Source organism: Rothia nasimurium (genome assembly GCF_928381415.1).
Lineage (GTDB): Bacteria > Actinomycetota > Actinomycetes > Actinomycetales > Micrococcaceae > Rothia > Rothia nasimurium_H.
In genome coordinates, this window is sequence record NZ_CAKMSF010000008.1 from 58,905 (window position 1) to 78,962 (window position 20,058).

Genomic DNA, 20,058 nt, shown 5'->3' on the forward strand with positions numbered 1-20,058 from the left:
GCGACCCTCTCATAGCTCGCGCCGGGGCGCTCGCTATGATTCACGCCAGCCCCGCGCCAGCCGCCGGGCGATGTACCTGCCCTACCCCCTAGTTCTTCGGCTACTTCCTAAGCCAGAGCGTAGCTGACCCGGGTACGGAACCTGCAGCGAAGGCGTCCGCGGCACCGGGGGCAGAGCCCAGAACGAACTCGGCGTCAGCCAGGTTAGCTGGTAGGGGTGCGGGCTCGGTGCTGAAGTTGGTCAGGTTGACCCAGCCGCCGGGGCGCTCAAAGGCCAGTAGGTCAGCCGAATCGGTGGCGAGCCAGGTCAGTTCCTCGGCGCCCTGGAGCTGACGGCGGGCTGCCAGGGCTGCCCGGTAGAGGTTGAGAGTGGAGTCTTCCTGCTCGTCCTCAACGGCTACAGCGTAGTCGGCGAACCAGACCGGCTGGGGCAGGTGCGGCGCCGTCGAACCAAAGCCGAAGGAGGGGCCGTCCGCCTCCCAGGGCAGGGGTACACGGCAGCCGTCGCGCCCGACGTTGACACCGGGGGAGTTGAAGAAGGTGGGGTCCTGGCGGTCTGCGTCGGGAATCTCGGCGACCTCGTGCAGGCCCAGCTCTTCACCCTGGTAGAGGTAGGCCGACCCGGGTAGGGCTAGCTCGAAGAGGGTAGCGGCGCGGGCGCGGGCTGAACCCAGTTCCCGGTCAAGTTCCTCGGCCGGGCCGCCAGCCAGTAGCCACTCGTGGCCTACCTTCTCGTTGGTCTTACCCTCCACGAAGGGCAGGCCGTAGCGGGTGGGGTGGCGCACCACATCGTGGTTCGACAGCACCCAGGTGCTCGACGAGCCGGATTCGGCTGAGAGTTCCAGGTTCTCTGCCACAATCTTTTGGAACTCGCCCGCTTCGAAGCGGGCGGTGAGCAGGTCAAAGTTGAAGGCCTGGCCCAGGCCCTGGGCGGACGCGTAGGCGGGGCGACGGTCGCGCTCCACCCAGGCTTCTGCCACGGCGGTGCGGGGCGGGGTGTATTCGTTGAAAACGGCCCGCCATTCCTTATAAATCTCGTGCACATCGTCGCGGTCCCACATGGGGTGGGTGCCGTCCTTGGGCAGAGCGTCGAGTTCTGCCTGGCTCGGTAGAACCTCTGGCAGGTCCTTGGCGATACCGTGGGCCACGTCAATGCGGAAGCCATCGACACCGCGATCTGCCCAGAAACGGAAAGTTTCTTTGAAGTCTTCATGGACCTCGGGGTTATGCCAGTTGAGGTCGGGCTGCTCTACAGCGAAGTTGTGCAGGTACCACTGGCCGTCGCCCACCGGCTCCCAAGCGGGGCCGCCGAAGATAGAGGTCCAGTCAGCCGGGGGCAGCTCGCCCTTCTCACCCAGACCGTCACGGAAGATATAGCGGTCACGCGCCGCCGACCCCGGTGCGGACGCCAGGGCCTCCTGGAACCAGACATGCAGGTTGGAAGTGTGGTTGGGCACCACATCAACAATGAGCTTCAGGCCTGCTGCATGCAGGGCGCTTGCCATCTCATCGAAGTCAGCCAGGGTGCCAATTTTCGGGTCAACATCGCGGAAGTCATCGACATCGTAGCCGCCGTCGGCCAGGGCTGAGGGGTAGAAGGGGGAGAGCCAGACAGCATCGACCCCCAGCTGCTTGAGGTAGGGAACCTTGGCAGTGATGCCCTTGAGATCACCGATTCCGTTGCCGTCGGCGTCCGCAAAGGACCGGGGGTAAATCTGGTAGACCACGGCCTGACGCCACCAGGTGGGGTCATCGGCTGCCGGAACCAAGAGGTTTGAATCGCTCATCGTTGAACCTTTCACGGAAGAAACTGTAGGGCGGGGCACCTGCCCCTGCCTACCAGCCTACGCCCCGGCGTCCGCGCACAGGGATGAGAAGAAGCTAGACGGAAAAATTGCCCAAAGCTGGCGCGACAAGACTAAGAAAACAGGTGTAGAGGGTTGCGCCGAATAAAAAATCGGGGTAGGGTAGACCTAATAACTTTTTAAAATAGGCTAAGACTGTGCAAAAATCAGCTCTTGGCGAAATGTTGTGCCCAGAAGCCGCTCATCTTTTAGAGTGGGAAGCATGCGCTTTCTTAACGATATGACTCCCACCACCGACCTGACCTACAACGACGTGTTCATGGTTCCCTCCCGCTCCGCGGTAGGTTCCCGCATGGGCGTAGACCTCTCCACCGCCGACGGAACCGGCACCACCATCCCCCTGGTTGTCGCTAATATGACCGCTGTTTCTGGACGTCGTATGGCCGAAACCGTTGCCCGCCGCGGTGGCATCGCCATCATTCCCCAGGACGTTCCCACCGATATCGTCGCTGAAACCATCAAGCGGGTCAAAAACTCCCACCTGATTTTCGACACCCCCATCACCGTCAAGCCCCACCACACCGCAGGCTACGTGCGCCACCTGCTGCCCAAGCGCGCCCACGGGGCCGCTATCGTTGTGGACGGCGAAGCCCCCATCGGCGTCATTACCCCCAAGGATCTGCGCGGGGCAGACAACTTTGACCAGGTACAAGACCTGATGAGTACCGAACTGCTCACCCTGCCCGACACCGTCACCCCGCGTGAAGCCTTCGATATTCTGCACGAGAAGTCCCGCAAGGTTGCCCCCGTTGTGGATGCTGACGGCAAGCTGGTCGGCGTGCTGACTCGCTCGGCCGCCCTGCGCGCCAGCCTCTACGAACCTGCCACCGACGCCAATGGCAAGCTCCGCATCGGCGTTGCGATTGGCATCAACGGCGATGTAGCAGGTCGCGCCGCCGCCCTGATCGAGGCTGGTGCCGATGTGCTCGTAGTCGACACCGCCCACGGCCACCAGGAAACCATGATCGAGGCCCTCAAGAAGGTCAAAGCCCTCAACCCCTCCATCCCCGTAGCCGCCGGCAACGTGGTCACCGCCGCGGGCGTCCGCGACCTGGCAGAAGCAGGAGCCGACATCATCAAGGTCGGCGTTGGCCCCGGCGCCATGTGCACCACCCGCATGCAGACCGGCGTGGGCCGACCCCAGTTCTCCGCCGTACTGGAATGCGCCGCCGAAGCCAAGAAGCTGGGCGTACACGTCTGGGCGGACGGCGGTATCAAGGACCCCCGCGACGTCGCCCTGGCCCTGGCCGCCGGTGCCTCCAACGTCATGGTCGGTTCCTGGTTCGCGGGCACCTACGAGTCACCCGGCGACGTACTGCAGGACGCCGACGGTCGCCTCTACAAGGAATCCTTCGGCATGGCCTCCCGCCGCGCGGTCATCAACCGCAACTCCAAGACCGAAGCCTTTGAAAAGGCCCGCCGTGAAATGTTCGAAGAGGGCATCTCATCAGCCCGAATCTACCTGCCCGAGGGGCGCGGCGGCGTAGAAGATCAGATCGACTCGATTATCTCGGGCGTCCGCTCATCCTTCACTTACGCCGGTGCTGCCTCCATCGAGGAGTTCGCCGAGCGAGCTGTTGTGGGTATTCAGTCGGCCGCTGGCTACGCAGAGGGCCAGGCCCGCGCTACCCGCTAGGGTAGGGTGACTTGTTCGCTGGCGGTTCCGCATGCTCACGCTCGCTGCCGACCCTCTCGCATGGTTCGCTTCGCTCACAAGGGCGATTCACGCCAGCCGCCGAGCCAGCAGCTTCGCTGCGAGCATGCTTCACCTTCATAAACGAATAAGCTCTTGTGAGTACCATTTAAATCAGAAATGACCAGCTAGTTGCTGGTCATTTCTGATTTAAATGGTACCTAGGGGTTAGCTGTCGCTGCCCTCTACCCGGCGGGTGCGGCGGCGACGGCGGCGCTGGCCTTCACCCTGCTGGCCGCCTTCAGCCGCTTCAGCAGGCTTCTGCTGGCGCTGGCGGCGGGCCGGACGCTCCTGCCCGGCTTCACCCTCAACCCGGCGGGTACGGCGACGGCGCGGCTTAGAATCAGCCTCCCCGCTCTGACCGCCACGCTGATCATCGCGCTTCTGCCCCCGGCCCTCACCGCCAGAGCGTGAGCCCTCGCGGCGCGGAGAACGGGAGCCCGACCGTCCGCGACGATCCCCGCGGCCACCGCGCCCCTGGCGCTTCTCACGAGCAGGTGCGCCACCAAAGTCCTCAGCCTCTTCAGCCTGCAGACCCGCTGCGGTGCGCTCCTCCTTAGGCAGACGGCCCTTGGTTCCCTTGGCAATACCCAGGTCAGTGAAGAGGTGGGGGGAAGAAGAGTAGGTTTCAACAGGCTCATCTACGCCCAGCTCCAGGGCCTTGTTGATCAGCTTCCAGCGGGGTACGTCCTCCCAGTCCACCAGGGTGACGGCGGTGCCTTCCTTCTCCGCGCGGCCAGTGCGGCCCACACGGTGCAGGTAGGTCTTCTCGTCCTCGGGACACTGGTAGTTGATGACGTGGGTGACGTCCTCAACGTCAATACCGCGGGCTGCCACATCGGTTGCAACCAGAATGTCAATCTTGCCGTTGCGGAAGGCCCGCAGGGCCTGCTCGCGGGCACCCTGGTTGAGGTCGCCGTGAATAGCGCCGGCCGCAAAACCTCGGGCGGTCAGCTCATCAGAGAGCTTGGCAGCGGAGCGCTTGGTCTTGGTGAAAATGACGGTGCGGCCCCGGCCCTCGGCGCGCAGAATACGGCCGACCAGCTCGTCCTTATCGAGGGGGTGGGCCCGGTAAATGACCTGGCGAATCGAGGCCTTGGTCATGGTCTCTTCTTCGCCGGATTCGGCGCGGATGTGCATGGGGCGGCTCATGTAGCGGCGGGCCATGGTCAGGACGGGCCCGGGCATGGTTGCCGAGAAGAGCATGGTCTGGCGCACCTCGGGGACGGCTGAGAGAATACGCTCCACATCGGGCAAGAAGCCCAGGTCAAGCATTTCGTCGGCCTCGTCGAGCACCACAATCTTGATCTGGGTGAGGTTGAGGTACTTCTGGCGGTGCAGGTCAATCAGGCGACCCGGGGTGCCCACGATCAGCTCAACGCCCTTTTCCAGTTCTTTGACCTGGGTGTCGTAGGGGCGGCCGCCGTAGAGGGTCGCTACTCGCACGCCGGTCTTTGAGGCAGCAACAGAGAGGTCATCGCCCACCTGGATAGCCAGTTCACGGGTGGGGACGATAATCAGGGCCTGGGGCGCGCCCGGGGCGGGAAGCTGGTTGAAAGCGTCCGAACCCGGGACAGCAACGCTCTGCAAGGCGGGCAGACCAAAGCCCAGGGTCTTACCGGTACCGGTCTTAGCCTGACCGATGATGTCCTGGCCAGATAGGGCCACCGGCAGGGTCAGAGCCTGAATGGGGAAGGGGGAGACGATGCCCTTCTCGGCTAGGGCATCTGCAATGTCTTGGCGCACGCCGTAGTCGGCGAAAGTTTTAGTGGTATCAGGGTTAGTCACGAATCGTGTTCCTTATAGAGTGAGGCCCCGGCCCGGGGCAAACGAGGAAGCCGATCGTGGGTTTTCATGCAACAAAGAAGCTCTATCAACCGCCGGGCGGACGCTTGCAGAGCGTTGGGCGGGAGAGCTAAAGGCAGGTGAGTCTATACGGATGGTACGACCGGGCAACCAAATAACTTCTTTATTCTACCGCCAAGTGCCGTAAATGTAAGAGGGGCCCGGGAGTTTTGCGTCAAACTCCCGGGCCCCTCTGGCTGAGTAAGCCCGGTGTTACTGGCCGATACCGAAGCCGATACGGTGCTTGGTTTCAGCGCCCAGCTCGACATAGCCGATGTTAGCGGCCGGAACCAGGGTGGTGGAGCCCTTAGAATCGGTCAGTTCCAGGATGCCGCCCTGTTCAAGAGCCGCAGCGACCTTGGCGCGGACGTCTGAGGCGGTTTCGTCGGTGTCGATGACGACCTGGCTGGGCACGTTGATAACGCCAATCTTGATTTCCATGAGGTTTCCTTTCGACGGTTCCCTACCTGACTGCAGGGGGTCTCTGCCCACCAGTTTACGTGAGTAGGGGCAGGAAAGGTGCGGGGTTTCGGTCTGAGCTGACAGGGGAGAAAAGGCTGCAACGGCGGGGGGAGAGAGTTACTCCCAATCTTCATCGATGATCGAGATACCGCCCCAGGCCAGCCGGAAGACCGCACGCTCAGCCATTGCAAGCTGCTGGGGTGAGGCGTCGGTGCCGATGACCATGTGGGCAGCTGCCTGCACCATGCCGGTGAGCATGCGGGCCGTCATCAGGGCCTCTTCAAAGGGCATGCCCGCATTGGGCGCTAGTACCTCGGCGATTCGCTTGGCGATGGTGATGTGCATGGTCTCAGTGCGTTCTTGCACCGCGTAGTCGTTCTGAATATCGGATTCAAAAATGACGCGGTAGCCTGCCACATTATTGCGGGCAAAGCTGAAGAAGGCGCCAATGACGCCCTGCACTCGTTCGCGGTTGACCTTGGTGGTGTAGAGGGGCTGCACCAGCTGGGTCATAAGGTTATTGATTTGCTCATCGAGCACGGCCAGGTAGAGGTCGCGTTTGCCCGTGAAGTGCTGGTAGAGCACGGGCTTGGTCACATTAGAGGCAGCAGCGATGTGATCCATGGTGGTGGCGTGGTAGCCCTGGGAGGCAAAAACTCGCACGGCGTTGCCGATAAGCTGCTGGCGGCGTAGGTCTTTAGGGAGGCGGGAGGCCCCGGACGGGTCGATGGGGTCGCCGGGGTCGGAGTCAGCTGAAAATATGGAGGTGGACATCGTTGCTGCCGAACCTTTGGGATGGTGGGCGGACGGGGTCGCGGCTGGTGGGGTGCCTGCCTGCTAGGAGGCGTCGGTTTGGGGCTCGGCCTCTTCGGGGGTTTCTTGCACTTCGATTCCGTAGAGGACTTCGAGGGCCGCTACATAGTCGTCTACCCGGCCTTCGCGTGCCATGTCTCGGGCGCGGACGGTCGGGGTGTGCAGGAGGGACTTGACCATGCGGCGCATTGCGAGTTCAAGCTGTTCAGTTGCTGCGGTGCACCCGTACTGGTTGTGCACCTTAGCGAGCTCGGCGTCGAGCACACTCATGGTGTGTTGTCTGAGAGCAACAATAGCAGCGTCGACGCTGCGCGCTTTCTCTTTGATGGAGAATTCTGCGGCGGCTTCGTCCACAATTGTGCGGGCAGTGTGTACAGATTCTACGGTCTCTTCGGGGGCGGCCAGGCGCACAGATTCGAGGGTAATGAGTTCTACCTCGGGTAGGTCTGCTACCTCGGGGGCGAAGTCGCGGGAGAGCGCTAAATCAAGGATGACGCGCTTGCCGGCGGGGATTTCGATGGGGAGCATGGGGGAGGCGCCACCCGAGCAACCGATGATGATATCGGCCGCTGCCATCTGCTCGTGCAGTTCCCCGTGGGGCACTGCCTGTACCCCGCGTTTGTCGGCAAAAGTGGCTGCACGATCTGAGCGGGAGTATATCCAGATATCGGTCGTCCCCCGAGAGTGCAGGGCAGCTACGGTGGCCCCGGCGTAGGCGCCGGTACCAAAGACCAGAACCCGGCGGTCCTCCCAGGTTTTGTCGGCGATGTCGTCGGCCATATCTAGGGCAACCGACACGATGGAGCGGCCCCGGGAGCCCAGCATTGTTTGCTGACCGACCCGGCGGGCGGTTTGGGCACCGTGTTCAAAGAGGCGCACCAGGTTGCCGGTAGCCCGCCCCTGCTCCTGGGAGAGAGCCAGGGCTCGACGAACCTGGCCGGTAATTTCGCGTTCACCCACAACAGCTGATTCCAGGCCGGAGGCCACGGTGAAGAGGTGGTGGGCAGCATCGGTGTTCACCAGCACATCAAAGCTGTTCTCTACCAGGTCATAGGAGAGCCCGGACCGCTGGGAGATGAGATCAAAAATGTGCTCGGAAGCGGAGGCAACGTCGTTGGCGATATTTTGGTCGGTGGCCCCCGGGTTACTGGGGATTTCTGCGTAGAGCTCTAGGCGATTGCAGGTAGACAAAATCACCTCACCACGAATGCCGGTGCGTTCAAGGTCCCGGTGGATCTTCTCAACGCCTTCGCTGAGGTAAGCCACGGTAGTGAGGTCGACGGAGCGATGCGATGCAACAAGGCTGAAAATAGTCACGACGACACTATTATAAACAGCTCCCTGTAGAGACTCTGGTGACAGGGTGTCTCTAAAGTTTTGCTTTAAACTTGGCAGAATGGAGTATATGAGTCAGACTGCGTCATCAGCGCTGCGTCAGCGCCCCCTGCTCACCGACGAGCAGCTTGCCCACCTGCCCGCTACCCACCCCCTTAAGACCGCCGGTACCGGCGAGTCAGCCATGATTCGCACCCTGACAGGGCGCGAGGCTGACCACGCTCCGGTGTGGTTCATGCGCCAGGCAGGACGCTCCCTGCCCGAGTACCGCGAAATTCGCGAGGGAATTCCCATGCTGGATTCCTGCCTCAACCCCGAGCTGGCCGCAGAGATTACTGTCCAGCCGGTGCGCCGCCACAAGGTTGATGCCGGTATCTTCTTCTCAGATATCGTCATCCCCATGAAGCTTGCCGGTGTGGGTGTTGATATTGTGCCTGGCCGCGGCCCTGTGCTGGATGCTCCCGTTCGCACCCTTGAAGACATTAAGAACCTGCCTGAACTTGAAGACGCCGCCCTTGATCCCATCCGCGAAGCGGTTGCCCTCACCGTTGAAAAGCTGGGCTCAACCCCTCTGATTGGTTTTGCCGGTGCCCCCTTCACTGTGGCGGCTTACATGGTTGAGGGTGGACCCTCCCGCGATTACCTGCGTCCGCGCACCATGATGCACGCCGACCCCGAGGCCTGGGAAGCCCTGGGTGCCTGGGCCGCCCGCACCTCAGCCCAGTTCCTGGCTGCCCAGATTGAGGCCGGTGCCTCAGCCGTGCAGCTCTTCGACTCCTGGGCAGGCTCCCTGGGCGAGGCCGACTACCGTCGCTTCGTTATGCCCCACTCCGCAGCGACCCTCGCAGCCGTTGAACACTACGGGGTGCCCCGCATCCACTTTGGTACCGGCACCGCCGAGCTGCTGCCCGCCATGCTTGAAGCCGGCGCCGACGTCATCGGTGTTGACTACCGCCTGCCCCTCTCCGAAGCCCAGCGCCGTTTGGGCGGCGGCATCGTGCTACAGGGCAACATTGACCCGGCCCTGCTCGCCTCGGGCTGGGAGGCCCTTGCCGCCCACACCGATGCGGTTCTTGAAGAAGGACGCTGCGCCCCGGCCCACGTGGTCAACCTGGGGCACGGGGTGCCCCCAACCACCGACCCCACCGTCCTGACCCGCCTGGTCGACTACATCCACACCTCAACCCGCAAAGGCTAGGAAAAAGAACCCCATGGCACAGCACCAGCACCTGCACAACACCGCCCTGGTGATTGGCGGCGGCATCTCGGGCCTGCTCGCAGCCCGCGAACTAGCCCGCGCCGGTAAGAAAGTCACCCTGGTTGAACGGGAAAGCCACCTGGGAGGTGCTGTAGGTGCCCACCAGCTAGCTGGCCTGGTGCTGGATTCCGGTGCTGAGTCCTTTGCAACCCGTACCGACGCCGTCCGCAACCTGCTGACCGACCTGGGGCTGGCTGACCGCATCGTGATGCCCGAGCCTCTTGGCTCCTGGCTCTACCTGCCCACCGGGCCCTACCCCTCACCGTCCACCGGTGTTCTGGGCATTCCCGGTAGCCTCGATGACCCGGCCCTCAAAAAAATTCTGGGCCGGGCAGGCTACCGCCGCGCCAAGCTCGATGCCGTGCTGCCGCGCTCAGCCGGGTCTAACGCCAAAACCCTGGGTGAGTTGGTGCGGGTGCGTCTGGGCCAGCAGGTACTCGACCAGCTGGTAGCCCCGGTGGTATCCGGTGTGCACTCGGTACACCCCGACCAGCTAGAAATCGCCACCATCGCCCCCGGTCTGCTGACCGGCCTCCGCGAGCTGGGCTCCCTCACCGCAGCCAGTGCCCGCCTGCGGGCAGCCTCACCGGCAGGCTCCCAGGTTGCCGGTATCGAAGGCGGCATGAACCAGCTCTCCGAAGCGCTCGTGGATGACCTGCTCCGTCAGCGCGTGCGTATCGTCAGCGGCTTCGACACCATCGCCGTGGACCGCGACCCCGTCACCGGCGGGTGGACGGCCATCCAGCGTCAGCCCGAATACGGCGAAAAATCAGCCATTATCCGCGGCGAACTGCTGGTGGTAGCCACCGACGCCCAGACCTCCATCCGCCTGCTCGGGCCCCACCTACCGGCGTCCGCCCTGCCCGCCGTTGCTCCCGGCCCCGAAGTCGCCCTGGTCTCTCTGGTGCTCGACCAGCCAGCCCTCGATACTGCCCCGCGCGGTACCGGTCTGCTGGTGAGCGAAGCTGCCACAGGCGTCCGCGCCAAAGCTCTCACCCACGCCACCGCCAAGTGGGCCTGGGTAGCGGAGCGGGCAGGGCAGGGGCGGCACGTGGTGCGGCTGTCCTATGGGCGCGGCAAGGACCATGACACCTCGCCCCTCTCAGAGCTAGCCCTGCACGATGACCAGCTGGTCACCCTGGGTCTATACGACGCCGCCCACCTTCTGGGTGTTCCCATCACCAAGAGCCATCTGGTTGCTGCGGACGTCGTGCGCTGGCGCAGTGCCCTGCCCTCTACCACACCGGGGCACAAGGACCGCGTCACTGCCTTCCGCACAGCCCTCACCGACCTGCCCGGTGCCACCGCCGTTGGCGCCTGGATCGCCGGAACCGGCCTGGCCGCCGTCACCGCAGACACCCAGAGCCACATCCGTCACTTTGTGCAGACCACCAGCACCAATCGGTAAGCAGCACTGATGGTCAGCAGCCACACACCACCGACTTCCCACATCGAAAGGTAAGACCATGTCACACCACGGTAACCCTGCAGAACACACCCCCACCTCCAGCTCCCAGGGCAGCACCGGCCACGGGTCAAGCTACGGGGCAGGCCACGGTGCCTACTCCCACGGCTCGGCAGGCCGCGGCCACGGCGGCCGTCCGCCCATGCCCACCGCCAAGGACGCGGCCGGCAAAATTCAGGGCCAGCGCCCCGGCGAAGTAGCCGAAGGCGACAGCCAGTTCCACTACGCCCTCTACACCGTCTTTGCCCGCGAAGGTGTAGCCGACCCCGCCGCTACCGGCGCTGAGGCAACCGCCGAACTCGAAGCCCTGGTTGCTGAGCTCGAAGCCAAGGGCGTGATTACCCGCGGCTTCTACGACGTCTCAGCCATGCGCAACGACGCTGACGTGATGGTCTGGGTTCACGGCGCTGTGCCCGAAGACCTGCAGGCAGCAATCCGCAGCTTCCGCCGCACCGCAGCTTTCTCGGGCACCAAGATTGTCTGGTCAACCATGGGCGTACACCGCGACGCCGAATTCTCAGCCGGTCACACCCCCACCTTCGCCAAGGGCATCGCCCCCGAACGCTGGGTCTGCGTCTACCCCTTCGTGCGCTCCTACGACTGGTACACCATCAACCCCGAAAAGCGCCGCGAGGTCATGAAAAACCACGGCATGAAGGGCATTGACTTCCCCGAGGTGCTGCCCAACACCATCGCCACCTTTGGCCTGAACGACTACGAATGGCTCATCGCCCTCGAAGCCCCCGAACTGGTACTCCTCGTTGACCTCATGCGCTCCTTCCGCAACACCGAAGCCCGCCACTTCGTGCGCGAAGAAGTTCCCTTCTACACCGGCTGCCGCATTGAGGCCGCCGAGGTTGCCCAGGTGATCGCATAATGACTGTCCAGCTCCCTAACGACATCATCCCCAACCAGACCGACCCGGCCAACACCGCCTCCAACGGCCCGGCCGTGCTCGATGAGAGCACCATCGGCACCTACACCAGCGAGCGTACTCTCACCCGCCCCCGCGCGTCCGCCCCGCAGGACTATGACCTGGTGATCCTGTCCTCCTTCGGCGGCCCCGAAGGGCAGGACGACGTCATCCCCTTCTTGCGCAACGTCACCGCCGGCCGCGGCATCCCCGACGAACGCCTGGAAGAAGTCGCCACCCACTACCGGGCCAACGGCGGCGTCTCACCCATCAACGAGCAGAACCGCGCCCTACTGGCCGCCCTACGCGAGGCTATGGCCGAAAAGGGCCCGGACATCGAGATCACCTGGGCTAACCGCAGCTGGGAGCCCTACGTCAACGATGTAGTCCAGAAGGCCTATGACGAGGGAAAACGCAAGATTCTTGTGCTGGCCACCAGCGCCTACCCCGGCTACTCCTCCTGCCGCCAGTACCGCGAAGACTACGGAATCGCCCTCGAAAAGCTGGGCCTAGACGGCAAACTGCAGATCGACAAGGTCCGCCAGTTCTGGGACACCCCCGGCTTCATCCAGCCCTTCATCGACGGCCTGGTTGAGGGGCTCGCGGACGTCCGCGCCCAGCTCGCTGCCGCCCAGCAGGCTGCCGCGGGTAACGGAAAAATCCGCATCATGTTCTGCACCCACTCCGTACCCACCAGCGCCGCCAACGAGGCAGGCCCCCGCGGCGTCGACTACGAAGGCGGCTCCGCCTACGTCGAAAAGCACCTGGAAGCTGCCCGCGCCGTCCTCGCCGGTGTACAGGCCGTTGACCCCGCCCTCCTCGATGAAGTCGACTGGGAACTGGTCTACCAGTCCCGCTCCGGACCGCCCTCCATGCCCTGGCTCGAACCCGACGTCAACGACGCCCTTGAAGCCCTCGACGGTAAGGTCGACGGCATCGTGCTCGTGCCCCTCGGCTTCGTCTCAGACCACATGGAAGTCAAGTGGGATCTCGACACCGAAGCCCTCGACACCTGCAAGCGCCTCGGCTTCGCAGCAACCCGCACCCCCACCCCCGGCACCCACCCCGCCTACGTTGAGGGCCTGCGCCAGCTGATTGCTGAACGCGTCGCCTCCACCGCCCCCGCCCAGGACGCCGACGGAGTACAGGCAGCTCGCGTCTCCGTCTGCGGCGGAAACGGCTGGTTCGACACCTGCAACCCCGACTGCTGCAAGTCCCAGCGCCCCGGCTCCGAGAAGCCGGTGATTGCTGATTACCAGGGGTAACACCTAGGGCGGGTCAAAGCTATGGTTAGGGTTGGTGGCTCGGGGGCTGCTGCCACGCTCGCAACCATTCTCGCCCCGCCTCTGGAGCTTGCTCGCAAGCTCGCATTGTAGCTCCAGACGCTGGGGCGATTCATTGCCAGGCCCAATCCACGCTCGCTTTCGGCAGCAGCCCCCGCGCCTTACGGCGCGAACCTTGGTTGCTCCAGCCAGCTGGCTTCATGAATGCCCCGCCGCCCGGTTGTCGCATAGGCCAGGAAAGCGGGCGGAGGGGAACACGCAGCAAGCTCGCGTGGATCGGGGCTGGCGGTGAATCGCGACGAGCCCCCAGGCGAGGAGCGAGAGCGGTTGCGAGCGCTGCGTGTTCCCCCGGAGCACGCGGCCCACGCCCCTCTGCAACACGGCGGCTTAAACATTTCAGATAAAGATTGCACGAAAGGACGCTCATTGGCAGCTCGAACATTTACCGTAGGTACGCGCGGGTCGGCTCTTGCGACTACCCAGACTGGCTGGGCTGTTCAGCGTATGCGGGAGGCGACCGGCATTGAGTTAGAGACCGTCACCGTCAAAACTGAGGGGGACGTGCTCACCGGCCCCCTGTCTCAGCTGGGTGGTACCGGTGTTTTTGCCGCGACCCTGCGCTCCCGTCTGCTTGATGGGGGAGTGGATGTGGCCGTCCATTCCCTGAAAGATCTGCCCAGTGCGCCCTGCCCGGGGCTGACCGTCGCTGCCACCCCGGAGCGGGAGGACCCCCGGGATGCCCTGTGCGCCCGGGACGGTCTGACCCTCGATACCCTGCCTGCTGGTGCCCGGGTGGGGACGGGGTCGCCGCGTCGGGCCGCCCAGCTGCTGGCTATCCGTCCTGACCTCACCATTGTTGATATCCGCGGTAATGTGGGTACCCGCCTAGCCCGTGTGGCTGGCAATGAGCACTACGGGGTGGGTGCGCACGGCCTGCACGGTGAGAAGAAGCTTGGCGCTATCACCGGTGACTGCGATGCGGTTGTGCTGGCTGCTGCCGGTCTGCACCGCCTGGGCCTTGCTGAGACCATCACCGAGTACCTGGGGGTTGACAGGGTTGTGCCCGCTCCCGGCCAGGGGGCCCTCGCTATCGAAATTCGTACCGACGATGCAGGCGAGCAAACAGAGCTGGGCCAGGCTGTAGCCGCCGTCAACCACACCGAGACCCAGCTGGCTGTGACCGCTGAGCGCGCCCTGCTCCGCCGCCTTGAAGCGGGCTGCGCCGCCCCCATTGGGGCTTACGCCCTGGTGGACACTGGCCAGCTCGTCCTTAACATCGCTGTGGCTAATACCGATGGCACCGAGCTGCTGCGGCATACCGTGCAGACAGAGACCCTGTCGGTAGAAGCCGCCGCCTTCCTCGGCACCCAGGCTGCCGATGACCTGCTGGGCATGGGCGCTGCCGCTCTCGCCGGTCTTGAAGGCGGTGCCTAGAGCTATGACTACCTATCTCATCACCCGCACCCCGGCTAAGGCCGCCACGCTGACCAGAGCTCTTCTGGAACAGGACGCCGAAGCGCAGCTACTCTACGCCCCCATCCTTGACCCTGTAGGCACCGAACCAGAAGACTGGGAAGAAGTCGCCTTCGCCCTGATTCGCGGGGAATTCTCCTGGGTTACCTTCACTTCGGTTAACGGGGTACTGGGCCTAGACGCCCTGGCACAGGGGCTGGGCCAAAGCCTGGTTGAGCTGTTAGGTGCTGCCCAGATCGCAGCCGTTGGTCGGGCTACCGAGGCGGCCCTGGTTGAGCGGGGCCTGCTGGTCGACTTCGTGCCCGAAACCCAGTCAGCAGCCGGAATGGTCGACGAATGGCTGATCGACGAAGAATGGGACAACCCCATGGACGAAACCATCTTGGCCGTCCAAGGAACCACAGCTTCACCGACCCTCGAAGAAGGACTCACCGACTACGGCTACACCGTAGCCACCCTACCGGTCTACGACATGCTGCCCTACCCAGCAGAGAACCCTCTGACCGGGCAGAACTCCGCTGACCTTGACGCTCCGTCAGGTTCCGCGCTCACCCTGGGCGAGGCCGTCACCGCGCTCGCTACCACCGACGTCCTGATTGCAACCTCGCCCCTGCTGTTGCAGACCCTAGCGGACGCCGCCGGCAGCACCCTGCCCCCCACCGTTGCTATCGGGGCCAGCACCGAAGCCGCCGCCCGCAATCTACCCGAGCAGCAGCGTCCTGCCACCATCACCGTGGCGGCAAGCCCCGCCGCCGCAGACCTGGCAGCAGCCGCCCTCGCCCTCTAAGCTAAAAAGACACCTACCTGTCAAGGAAGACCATGTTTGAACCCTCAGCCCTCCCGGTGCGCCCCCGCCGCCTGCGTACCACCGGCCCCATGCGGGCCCTGACCGCCGAAACCGCCCTGACCCCGGCTAACCTGGTGCAGGTGCTCTTCGTGCGCGACGGAATTGAGGAGCCCGTTGCCATCGAATCCATGCCCGGCCAGTACCAGCACACCCTGGAAACCGTCATCGGGGAAGTCCAGAAAGCAGTAGATGCCGGCGTGCGCTGCATTGACCTCTTCGGCGTGCCCCGCGATGAAGATAAGGACGCAGCCGGTTCAGCAGCCTGGGCCGAAGACGGTATTCTCAACCGGGCTATCCGCGCTGTGCGCCAGCACTTCGGCGACTCGGTGGTCGTCATGGCAGATACCTGCCTCGACGAATTCACCGACCACGGCCACTGCGGCCCCCTGATCGAAGATGCCTTCGGTAACACCGTCGTTGATAATGACGCCGCCGTGGAGTCCTACTGCAAGATGGCGGTTTCCCAGGCGCGCGCCGGTGCCCACACCGTCAGCCCCTCCGGCATGATGGACGGCCAAATCGCCGCCATGCGCACCGCCCTCGACGAAGCCGGCTTCACCGACGTTTCTATCTTGGCCTACTCCGCCAAATACGCTTCGGCCTTCTTCGGCCCCTTCCGCGATGCGGTGGGCTCCACCTTCACCGGCGACCGCAAAACCTACCAGCAGGACCCCGCTAACCGTCGGGAATCCCTCTACGAAGTCCAGCTCGATATCGAGCAGGGCGCCGACATGGTCATGGTCAAACCCGCTACCGCCTACCTGGACATCGTGCGCGAGGTAGCCGACTTGTCACCCGTCCCCGTTGCCGCCTACCATGTCTCCGGTGAATACGCCATGATCGAAGCAGCCGCCGCCCAGGGGTGGATTGACCGCAAGGCGGTTGCCCTGGAAGCCCTCATGGGTATCCGCCGAGCCGGTGCCTCCATCATCCTGACCTACTACGCCACCGAAGCCGCCACCTGGCTCAACGAAAGGTAAACCCTTGACCGTTTCAGAAGACCTCTTTGCCCGCTCTGCCCGCGTCATTCCCGGCGGCGTCAACTCACCCGTACGCGCCTTCAACTCAGTTGGCGGCACCCCCGCCTTCATGGTGGAAGCCTCCGGCCCCTACCTGACCGACGCGGACGGCCACAACTACGTCGACCTGGTCTGCTCATGGGGCCCGGCCCTGCTCGGCCACAAGCACACCGGCGTCATCGAAGCCGTGCACGCAGCGGTTGAACACGGCCTCTCCTTCGGCGCCTCAACCGCCGCTGAAACCGAGCTGGCAGAACTCGTAGTTGACCGCATCAACGCCGTAGCCCCCGGAACCATCGACCAGATCCGCATGGTCTCCACCGGCACCGAAGCAACCATGACCGCCATCCGCCTGGCCCGCGGCTACACCGGCCGCGACAAAATCATTAAGTTTGCCGGTTGCTACCACGGCCACGTCGACGCCCTGCTCTCAGAAGCCGGCTCCGGCGTCGCCACCCTGGCCCTGCCCGGCTCGGCAGGCGTCACCGCCGCTACTGCCGCCGAAACTATCGTCCTTCCCTACAACGACGAGGACGCCGTCCGCGCAGCTTTTGCCGCCAACCCCGGCGAAATTGCCGCCATCATCACCGAAGCAGCCCCCTGCAACATGGGCGTTGTGACCCCTGCTGAGGGCTTCAACGCCTTCCTGCGCGAGATCACCCGCGAACAGGGTGCCCTCATGATTTTTGACGAGGTGCTGACCGGCTTCCGCGTCTCGTCCGCAGGCTACTGGGGCTACTCCGCCCCCTCAGAAGGTAACTGGGCCCCCGATATCTTCACCTTCGGCAAGGTCATCGGCGGCGGTATGCCCATGGCTGCCCTGGGTGGTAAGCGCGAAATCATGGAATACCTGGCTCCGCTGGGCCCCGTCTACCAGGCAGGTACCCTCTCCGGTAACCCCATCGCCATGGCCGCCGGTCTGGCTACCCTCAAGGCCGCTGACGCCACCGTCTACGAAACCATTGACGCCCGCTCAGCCCAGCTGCAGGCCGCCCTGGTCGAAGCCTTCAACACCGCCGGGGTCAACCACTCCATCCAGACCGCAGGCAACCTCTTCTCCGTGGCCTTTGGCACTGCTGATACGGGCGTGCACAACTACGAAGACATCAAGGCATCAGAAACCTACCGCTACAATGCCTTCTTCCACTCCATGCTGAACTCCGGCATCTACCTGCCGCCCAGCGCCTTTGAAGCATGGTTCCTCTCGGCAGCCCACGATGATGCCGCCATGGACCGCATCATCTCGGCCCTGCCCGACGCCGCCCGAGCAGCGGCGGAGGCGACAGCTTAGGCTCATACCTTCTACGGGCGCGGCGCACTGGCCGGTAGCCAACTGGCTGGGTCTGGCATGAATCGCTAGTGATGAGCACCGAGATTCCGAGCGCGCGAGGAAACAAATCTCGGTGCGAATCTGGCGAGCTTGGGAGCCAGTTAGCGAGCCAGCGAGAAGGTTAGTTGGCGAAGGTCAGTGCGCCGCGCCCATAGTTATGCCTGCTTCACCTACTTCTGCGTGTAAGTTTCCTTATCTCATGTGCCCCTGCGGCAGGGTGGCCAGGTTCTGGGTGTCGCGGTCGTAGAGCCAGTTCTTGTCCATGAGCAGGCGGGAGAGGGCCAGGCCCATTCCTAGAGCAGCGAAGATAAGCAGGACCTGCACGAAGCTGGCTAGGGCCTCATTGACATCGCCGTTAGAGAAGTGGGCCATGGACATGTAAAACATGACACCGGGAACCATGGTGACGGTAGCTGGCACCGCCAGGGAGATGCGGGAAACCCTGCGGGCGTGGAGGGGAGCGATGATTTCTGAGAGTACCCCGGCGGTAAATACGGCCAGGGCAATGGCGAGGTGGGGCGCCCATCCGGCTTCTACTAACCAGATACGACCCGGGTTTACGATTGCGGCGATTGCCCCTGCCCAGGCGCAGGAGAGGGGAGTGGCTGAGAAGAGCATGGCGAAGCCGAAGGCGGCGGTGAAGGAGGCCAGCATCTGAAGGATCAGGAGCAGCCAGAACCCCAGGTGCGGGGCGGGGGCCTGCTCTAGGGGCAGGCTAAAGACCAGGGAGATGAGCCAGACCGAAAAGGACGCACTACCCAGGAGCAGGGCAACATAGGTGAGGCGGGAGATACCGGAGGAAAAGTCCATACGGGCTATTTCTAGCATGCCGGTGACCAGGGGAAAACCGGGCACCAGGTAGAGAATCGACGAAATAAAGCCCACCAGATGGTTATCGGCGATGAGACCGGGGGCGATGAGCGCTGACATGACTCCCACATAGATACCGGCTGAGAGCAGGCCGCAGAGCATCCAGACTGCCATATGGTTGAGACCCCGGTGGGCTAGTGTGGAGCGTAGGAGCTGGCCGGCGAAGGCCGCGATGAGAACGACTGAGCATTCAATGACCCCGCCCCGGTTGAGGAAGGCGAAGGCTGCACAGGCTAGGGCTGCAGCGAGAGCTAGGAGCCAGGGGGCGTAGAGGGGCTTTTCTTTCTCAATGCGGGTGAGCGTTGCGTCGGCTAGAGCTGGGTCGATGCGTTCGGGCAGGGACGAGACGAAGTCGCTGAGCAGGTCGATTTTGTAGGCGGAGATTCCCTTGACGCGGGTTTCTGCGATTTCGGTGCGGAAGTTGCCGCCGGAGTAGGCGGTGGTGGAGAGCTCGGTGAAGTGGACCTGGGCGTGGTGTTCCTCCAGTCCTACGGCTTTGGCTAGGCGGGACATGGAGGTTTTGACGCGGTAGGCGCTGGCTCCAGATTTCATGAGGAGCAGGCCTAGTTTGAGGACGACCGCCGATTGGGCTACCAGTTCTTTGTGCTGATTGCGGGTGGAGCCGAGGTAGATGCTGTTGGTGGGCGCGGGCTCGTTCACGGTCGTCCTTGCGGTTGTGGTGTATCTGCTTCTTTAAATCTAGTAGGGGGAGGGCAGAAAAGGACGCCGGTGGGCAAGTGACGGTGCTCAAGGCACCTACCTGCCTACCGGCGTCCTGACGGAGCGTTCACGCTACCTGAACCTTAGTCGGTGCGCACCGGCCAGGCGCCGCTGACGTCCGCCTGCTTGCCAATACGGTTGAAGTAGTCCTGCAGCTCGGCTGCCTGCTCAGCTGCCCAGGTAATCTGCTGCTCGTGCAGGGCTGTAGCAGGCTGTTCGATCTCTTCGTATTCAAAGCTCATAGCCGTCAGTAGGCGCTCAGCTGCCAGGGCATCGTCCTTCGAAGTGTGGGCGTTTTCCAGCTCCACGCTGTATTCGCTGGCCAGCACTTCCAGGGTGCGCTTGCCCTTTTTAAACTTGTGCACGTGCTTATTGATGACCAGGGGGTCAAGCACGGGGTAGCAGGTCAGCGGCGGGTACCCGTAGCGGGCCAGCTCAAAATGCAGCACCGAGAAATCGTAGGCAGCGTTAAAGGCGATGACGGGAACACCGTCGGCAAAGAGACCCCCCAGAGCCATAGCCACCTCGTAGGCCACCTGCTGGGCAGGCTTGCCGTGCTCGCGGGCGTACTCGGTGGTAATGCCGTGAATAGCAGACGCCTGCTCAGGAATCTCAATCCCGGGGTCAGCTAGCCATTCCCCGGCGCGCAACACCTCGCCGTCCGGAGAAACCAAGACCAAAGAAGCCGTGACGATGCGGGCAGTCTTAGGGTCGATACCGGTTGTCTCAAGATCGAAAGTGGCGCGGGGAAGCTCGGTCCATGAAGTCATACCTTCGATAGTAGCGACAGAAGTAGCGCCACAAAAATATTTGGGGCAGGTGGCGCCCAGGCTCTTAAAATGTCAGCCACCTATGATGAACTTGGAAT

The 20,058-nt window shown here is 63.5% G+C and carries 16 protein-coding genes; 9 read left to right on the forward strand and 7 right to left on the reverse strand.

Features of this window, described 5'->3' with window-relative positions:
* Positions 1–100: 100 nt before the first annotated feature.
* Positions 101–1,786: a glycoside hydrolase family 13 protein gene (locus L7A20_RS10255; RefSeq protein WP_237223434.1), complete on the reverse strand. Its 1,686-nt coding sequence runs from the start codon at positions 1,784–1,786 to the stop codon at positions 101–103.
* A gap of 280 nt (positions 1,787–2,066) precedes the next feature.
* Here L7A20_RS10255 and L7A20_RS10260 point away from each other — a divergent pair, with 280 nt between their 5' ends.
* Positions 2,067–3,500, forward strand: a complete 1,434-nt coding sequence (locus L7A20_RS10260) for a GuaB1 family IMP dehydrogenase-related protein (RefSeq protein WP_237223436.1) — start codon at positions 2,067–2,069, stop codon at positions 3,498–3,500.
* Positions 3,501–3,725: 225 nt separating this feature from the next.
* Here the strand turns inward: L7A20_RS10260 and L7A20_RS10265 are convergent, their stop codons facing one another.
* The 4 genes from L7A20_RS10265 to L7A20_RS10280 form a co-directional block, all read right to left on the reverse strand.
* Positions 3,726–5,345, reverse strand: a complete 1,620-nt coding sequence (locus L7A20_RS10265) for a DEAD/DEAH box helicase (RefSeq protein WP_237223439.1) — start codon at positions 5,343–5,345, stop codon at positions 3,726–3,728.
* Between the two features lie 270 nt (positions 5,346–5,615).
* The gene (locus L7A20_RS10270) at positions 5,616–5,843 is read right to left on the reverse strand and encodes a DUF3107 domain-containing protein (RefSeq protein WP_237185793.1); all 228 of its coding nucleotides are present in this window, start codon (positions 5,841–5,843) and stop codon (positions 5,616–5,618) included.
* A gap of 138 nt (positions 5,844–5,981) precedes the next feature.
* Positions 5,982–6,638 carry a TetR/AcrR family transcriptional regulator gene (locus tag L7A20_RS10275; RefSeq protein ID WP_237223440.1) on the reverse strand — a complete coding sequence of 219 codons (657 nt, stop codon included), beginning with the start codon at positions 6,636–6,638 and terminating at the stop codon, positions 5,982–5,984.
* 63 nt (positions 6,639–6,701) lie between these two features.
* Positions 6,702–7,994: a glutamyl-tRNA reductase gene (locus L7A20_RS10280; RefSeq protein WP_237223441.1), complete on the reverse strand. Its 1,293-nt coding sequence runs from the start codon at positions 7,992–7,994 to the stop codon at positions 6,702–6,704.
* An 88-nt stretch (positions 7,995–8,082) separates the two neighbouring features.
* Between L7A20_RS10280 and hemE the strand changes: the two genes are divergently transcribed.
* The 8 genes from hemE (at position 8,083) to hemL (ending at position 17,561) form a co-directional block, all read left to right on the forward strand.
* On the forward strand, positions 8,083–9,210 hold the full coding sequence (gene hemE / locus L7A20_RS10285; RefSeq protein ID WP_237223442.1) for a uroporphyrinogen decarboxylase: 1,128 nt from the start codon (positions 8,083–8,085) through the stop codon (positions 9,208–9,210).
* 13 nt (positions 9,211–9,223) lie between these two features.
* Positions 9,224–10,678, forward strand: a complete 1,455-nt coding sequence (hemG, locus tag L7A20_RS10290) for a protoporphyrinogen oxidase (RefSeq protein ID WP_237223443.1) — start codon at positions 9,224–9,226, stop codon at positions 10,676–10,678.
* A 58-nt stretch (positions 10,679–10,736) separates the two neighbouring features.
* Positions 10,737–11,612 carry a hydrogen peroxide-dependent heme synthase gene (gene hemQ / locus L7A20_RS10295; RefSeq protein ID WP_423817437.1) on the forward strand — a complete coding sequence of 292 codons (876 nt, stop codon included), beginning with the start codon at positions 10,737–10,739 and terminating at the stop codon, positions 11,610–11,612.
* The gene (locus tag L7A20_RS10300; RefSeq protein WP_237223444.1) at positions 11,612–12,913 is read left to right on the forward strand and encodes a ferrochelatase; all 1,302 of its coding nucleotides are present in this window, start codon (positions 11,612–11,614) and stop codon (positions 12,911–12,913) included. Before hemQ ends, L7A20_RS10300 begins: the two co-directional genes overlap by 1 nt.
* Positions 12,914–13,357: 444 nt before the next feature.
* A complete protein-coding gene (gene hemC / locus L7A20_RS10305; RefSeq protein WP_237211870.1) occupies positions 13,358–14,365 on the forward strand; it encodes a hydroxymethylbilane synthase in 1,008 nt (335 codons plus the stop codon).
* A 4-nt stretch (positions 14,366–14,369) separates the two neighbouring features.
* On the forward strand, positions 14,370–15,191 hold the full coding sequence (locus L7A20_RS10310; RefSeq protein WP_237223445.1) for a uroporphyrinogen-III synthase: 822 nt from the start codon (positions 14,370–14,372) through the stop codon (positions 15,189–15,191).
* A gap of 32 nt (positions 15,192–15,223) precedes the next feature.
* Positions 15,224–16,231 carry a porphobilinogen synthase gene (hemB, locus tag L7A20_RS10315; protein WP_237223446.1) on the forward strand — a complete coding sequence of 336 codons (1,008 nt, stop codon included), beginning with the start codon at positions 15,224–15,226 and terminating at the stop codon, positions 16,229–16,231.
* A 4-nt stretch (positions 16,232–16,235) separates the two neighbouring features.
* On the forward strand, positions 16,236–17,561 hold the full coding sequence (gene hemL / locus L7A20_RS10320; protein WP_237204579.1) for a glutamate-1-semialdehyde 2,1-aminomutase: 1,326 nt from the start codon (positions 16,236–16,238) through the stop codon (positions 17,559–17,561).
* 231 nt (positions 17,562–17,792) lie between these two features.
* On the opposite strand, the gene L7A20_RS10325 is transcribed toward hemL, so the two are convergent.
* Positions 17,793–19,130, reverse strand: coding sequence for a threonine/serine ThrE exporter family protein (locus L7A20_RS10325; protein ID WP_237223447.1), 1,338 nt, complete (start codon positions 19,128–19,130; stop codon positions 17,793–17,795).
* Between the two features lie 143 nt (positions 19,131–19,273).
* Entirely contained in the window at positions 19,274–19,960 is a 687-nt protein-coding gene (locus tag L7A20_RS10330) for a 3'-5' exonuclease (protein ID WP_237223448.1), read from the reverse strand.
* Positions 19,961–20,058 lie beyond the last annotated feature (98 nt).

Coding starts and splice junctions, on each gene's coding strand:
- hemB (WP_237223446.1), top strand. CDS start 15,224: ATGTTTGAACCCTCAGCCCTCCCGGTGCGCCCCCGCCGCCTGCGTACC.
- L7A20_RS10310 (WP_237223445.1), top strand. CDS start 14,370: ATGACTACCTATCTCATCACCCGCACCCCGGCTAAGGCCGCCACGCTG.
- L7A20_RS10330 (WP_237223448.1), bottom strand. CDS start 19,960: ATGACTTCATGGACCGAGCTTCCCCGCGCCACTTTCGATCTTGAGACA.
- L7A20_RS10300 (WP_237223444.1), top strand. CDS start 11,612: ATGACTGTCCAGCTCCCTAACGACATCATCCCCAACCAGACCGACCCG.
- hemE (WP_237223442.1), top strand. CDS start 8,083: ATGAGTCAGACTGCGTCATCAGCGCTGCGTCAGCGCCCCCTGCTCACC.
- L7A20_RS10255 (WP_237223434.1), bottom strand. CDS start 1,786: ATGAGCGATTCAAACCTCTTGGTTCCGGCAGCCGATGACCCCACCTGG.
- hemG (WP_237223443.1), top strand. CDS start 9,224: ATGGCACAGCACCAGCACCTGCACAACACCGCCCTGGTGATTGGCGGC.
- L7A20_RS10275 (WP_237223440.1), bottom strand. CDS start 6,638: ATGTCCACCTCCATATTTTCAGCTGACTCCGACCCCGGCGACCCCATC.
- hemQ (WP_423817437.1), top strand. CDS start 10,737: ATGTCACACCACGGTAACCCTGCAGAACACACCCCCACCTCCAGCTCC.
- L7A20_RS10270 (WP_237185793.1), bottom strand. CDS start 5,843: ATGGAAATCAAGATTGGCGTTATCAACGTGCCCAGCCAGGTCGTCATC.
- L7A20_RS10260 (WP_237223436.1), top strand. CDS start 2,067: ATGCGCTTTCTTAACGATATGACTCCCACCACCGACCTGACCTACAAC.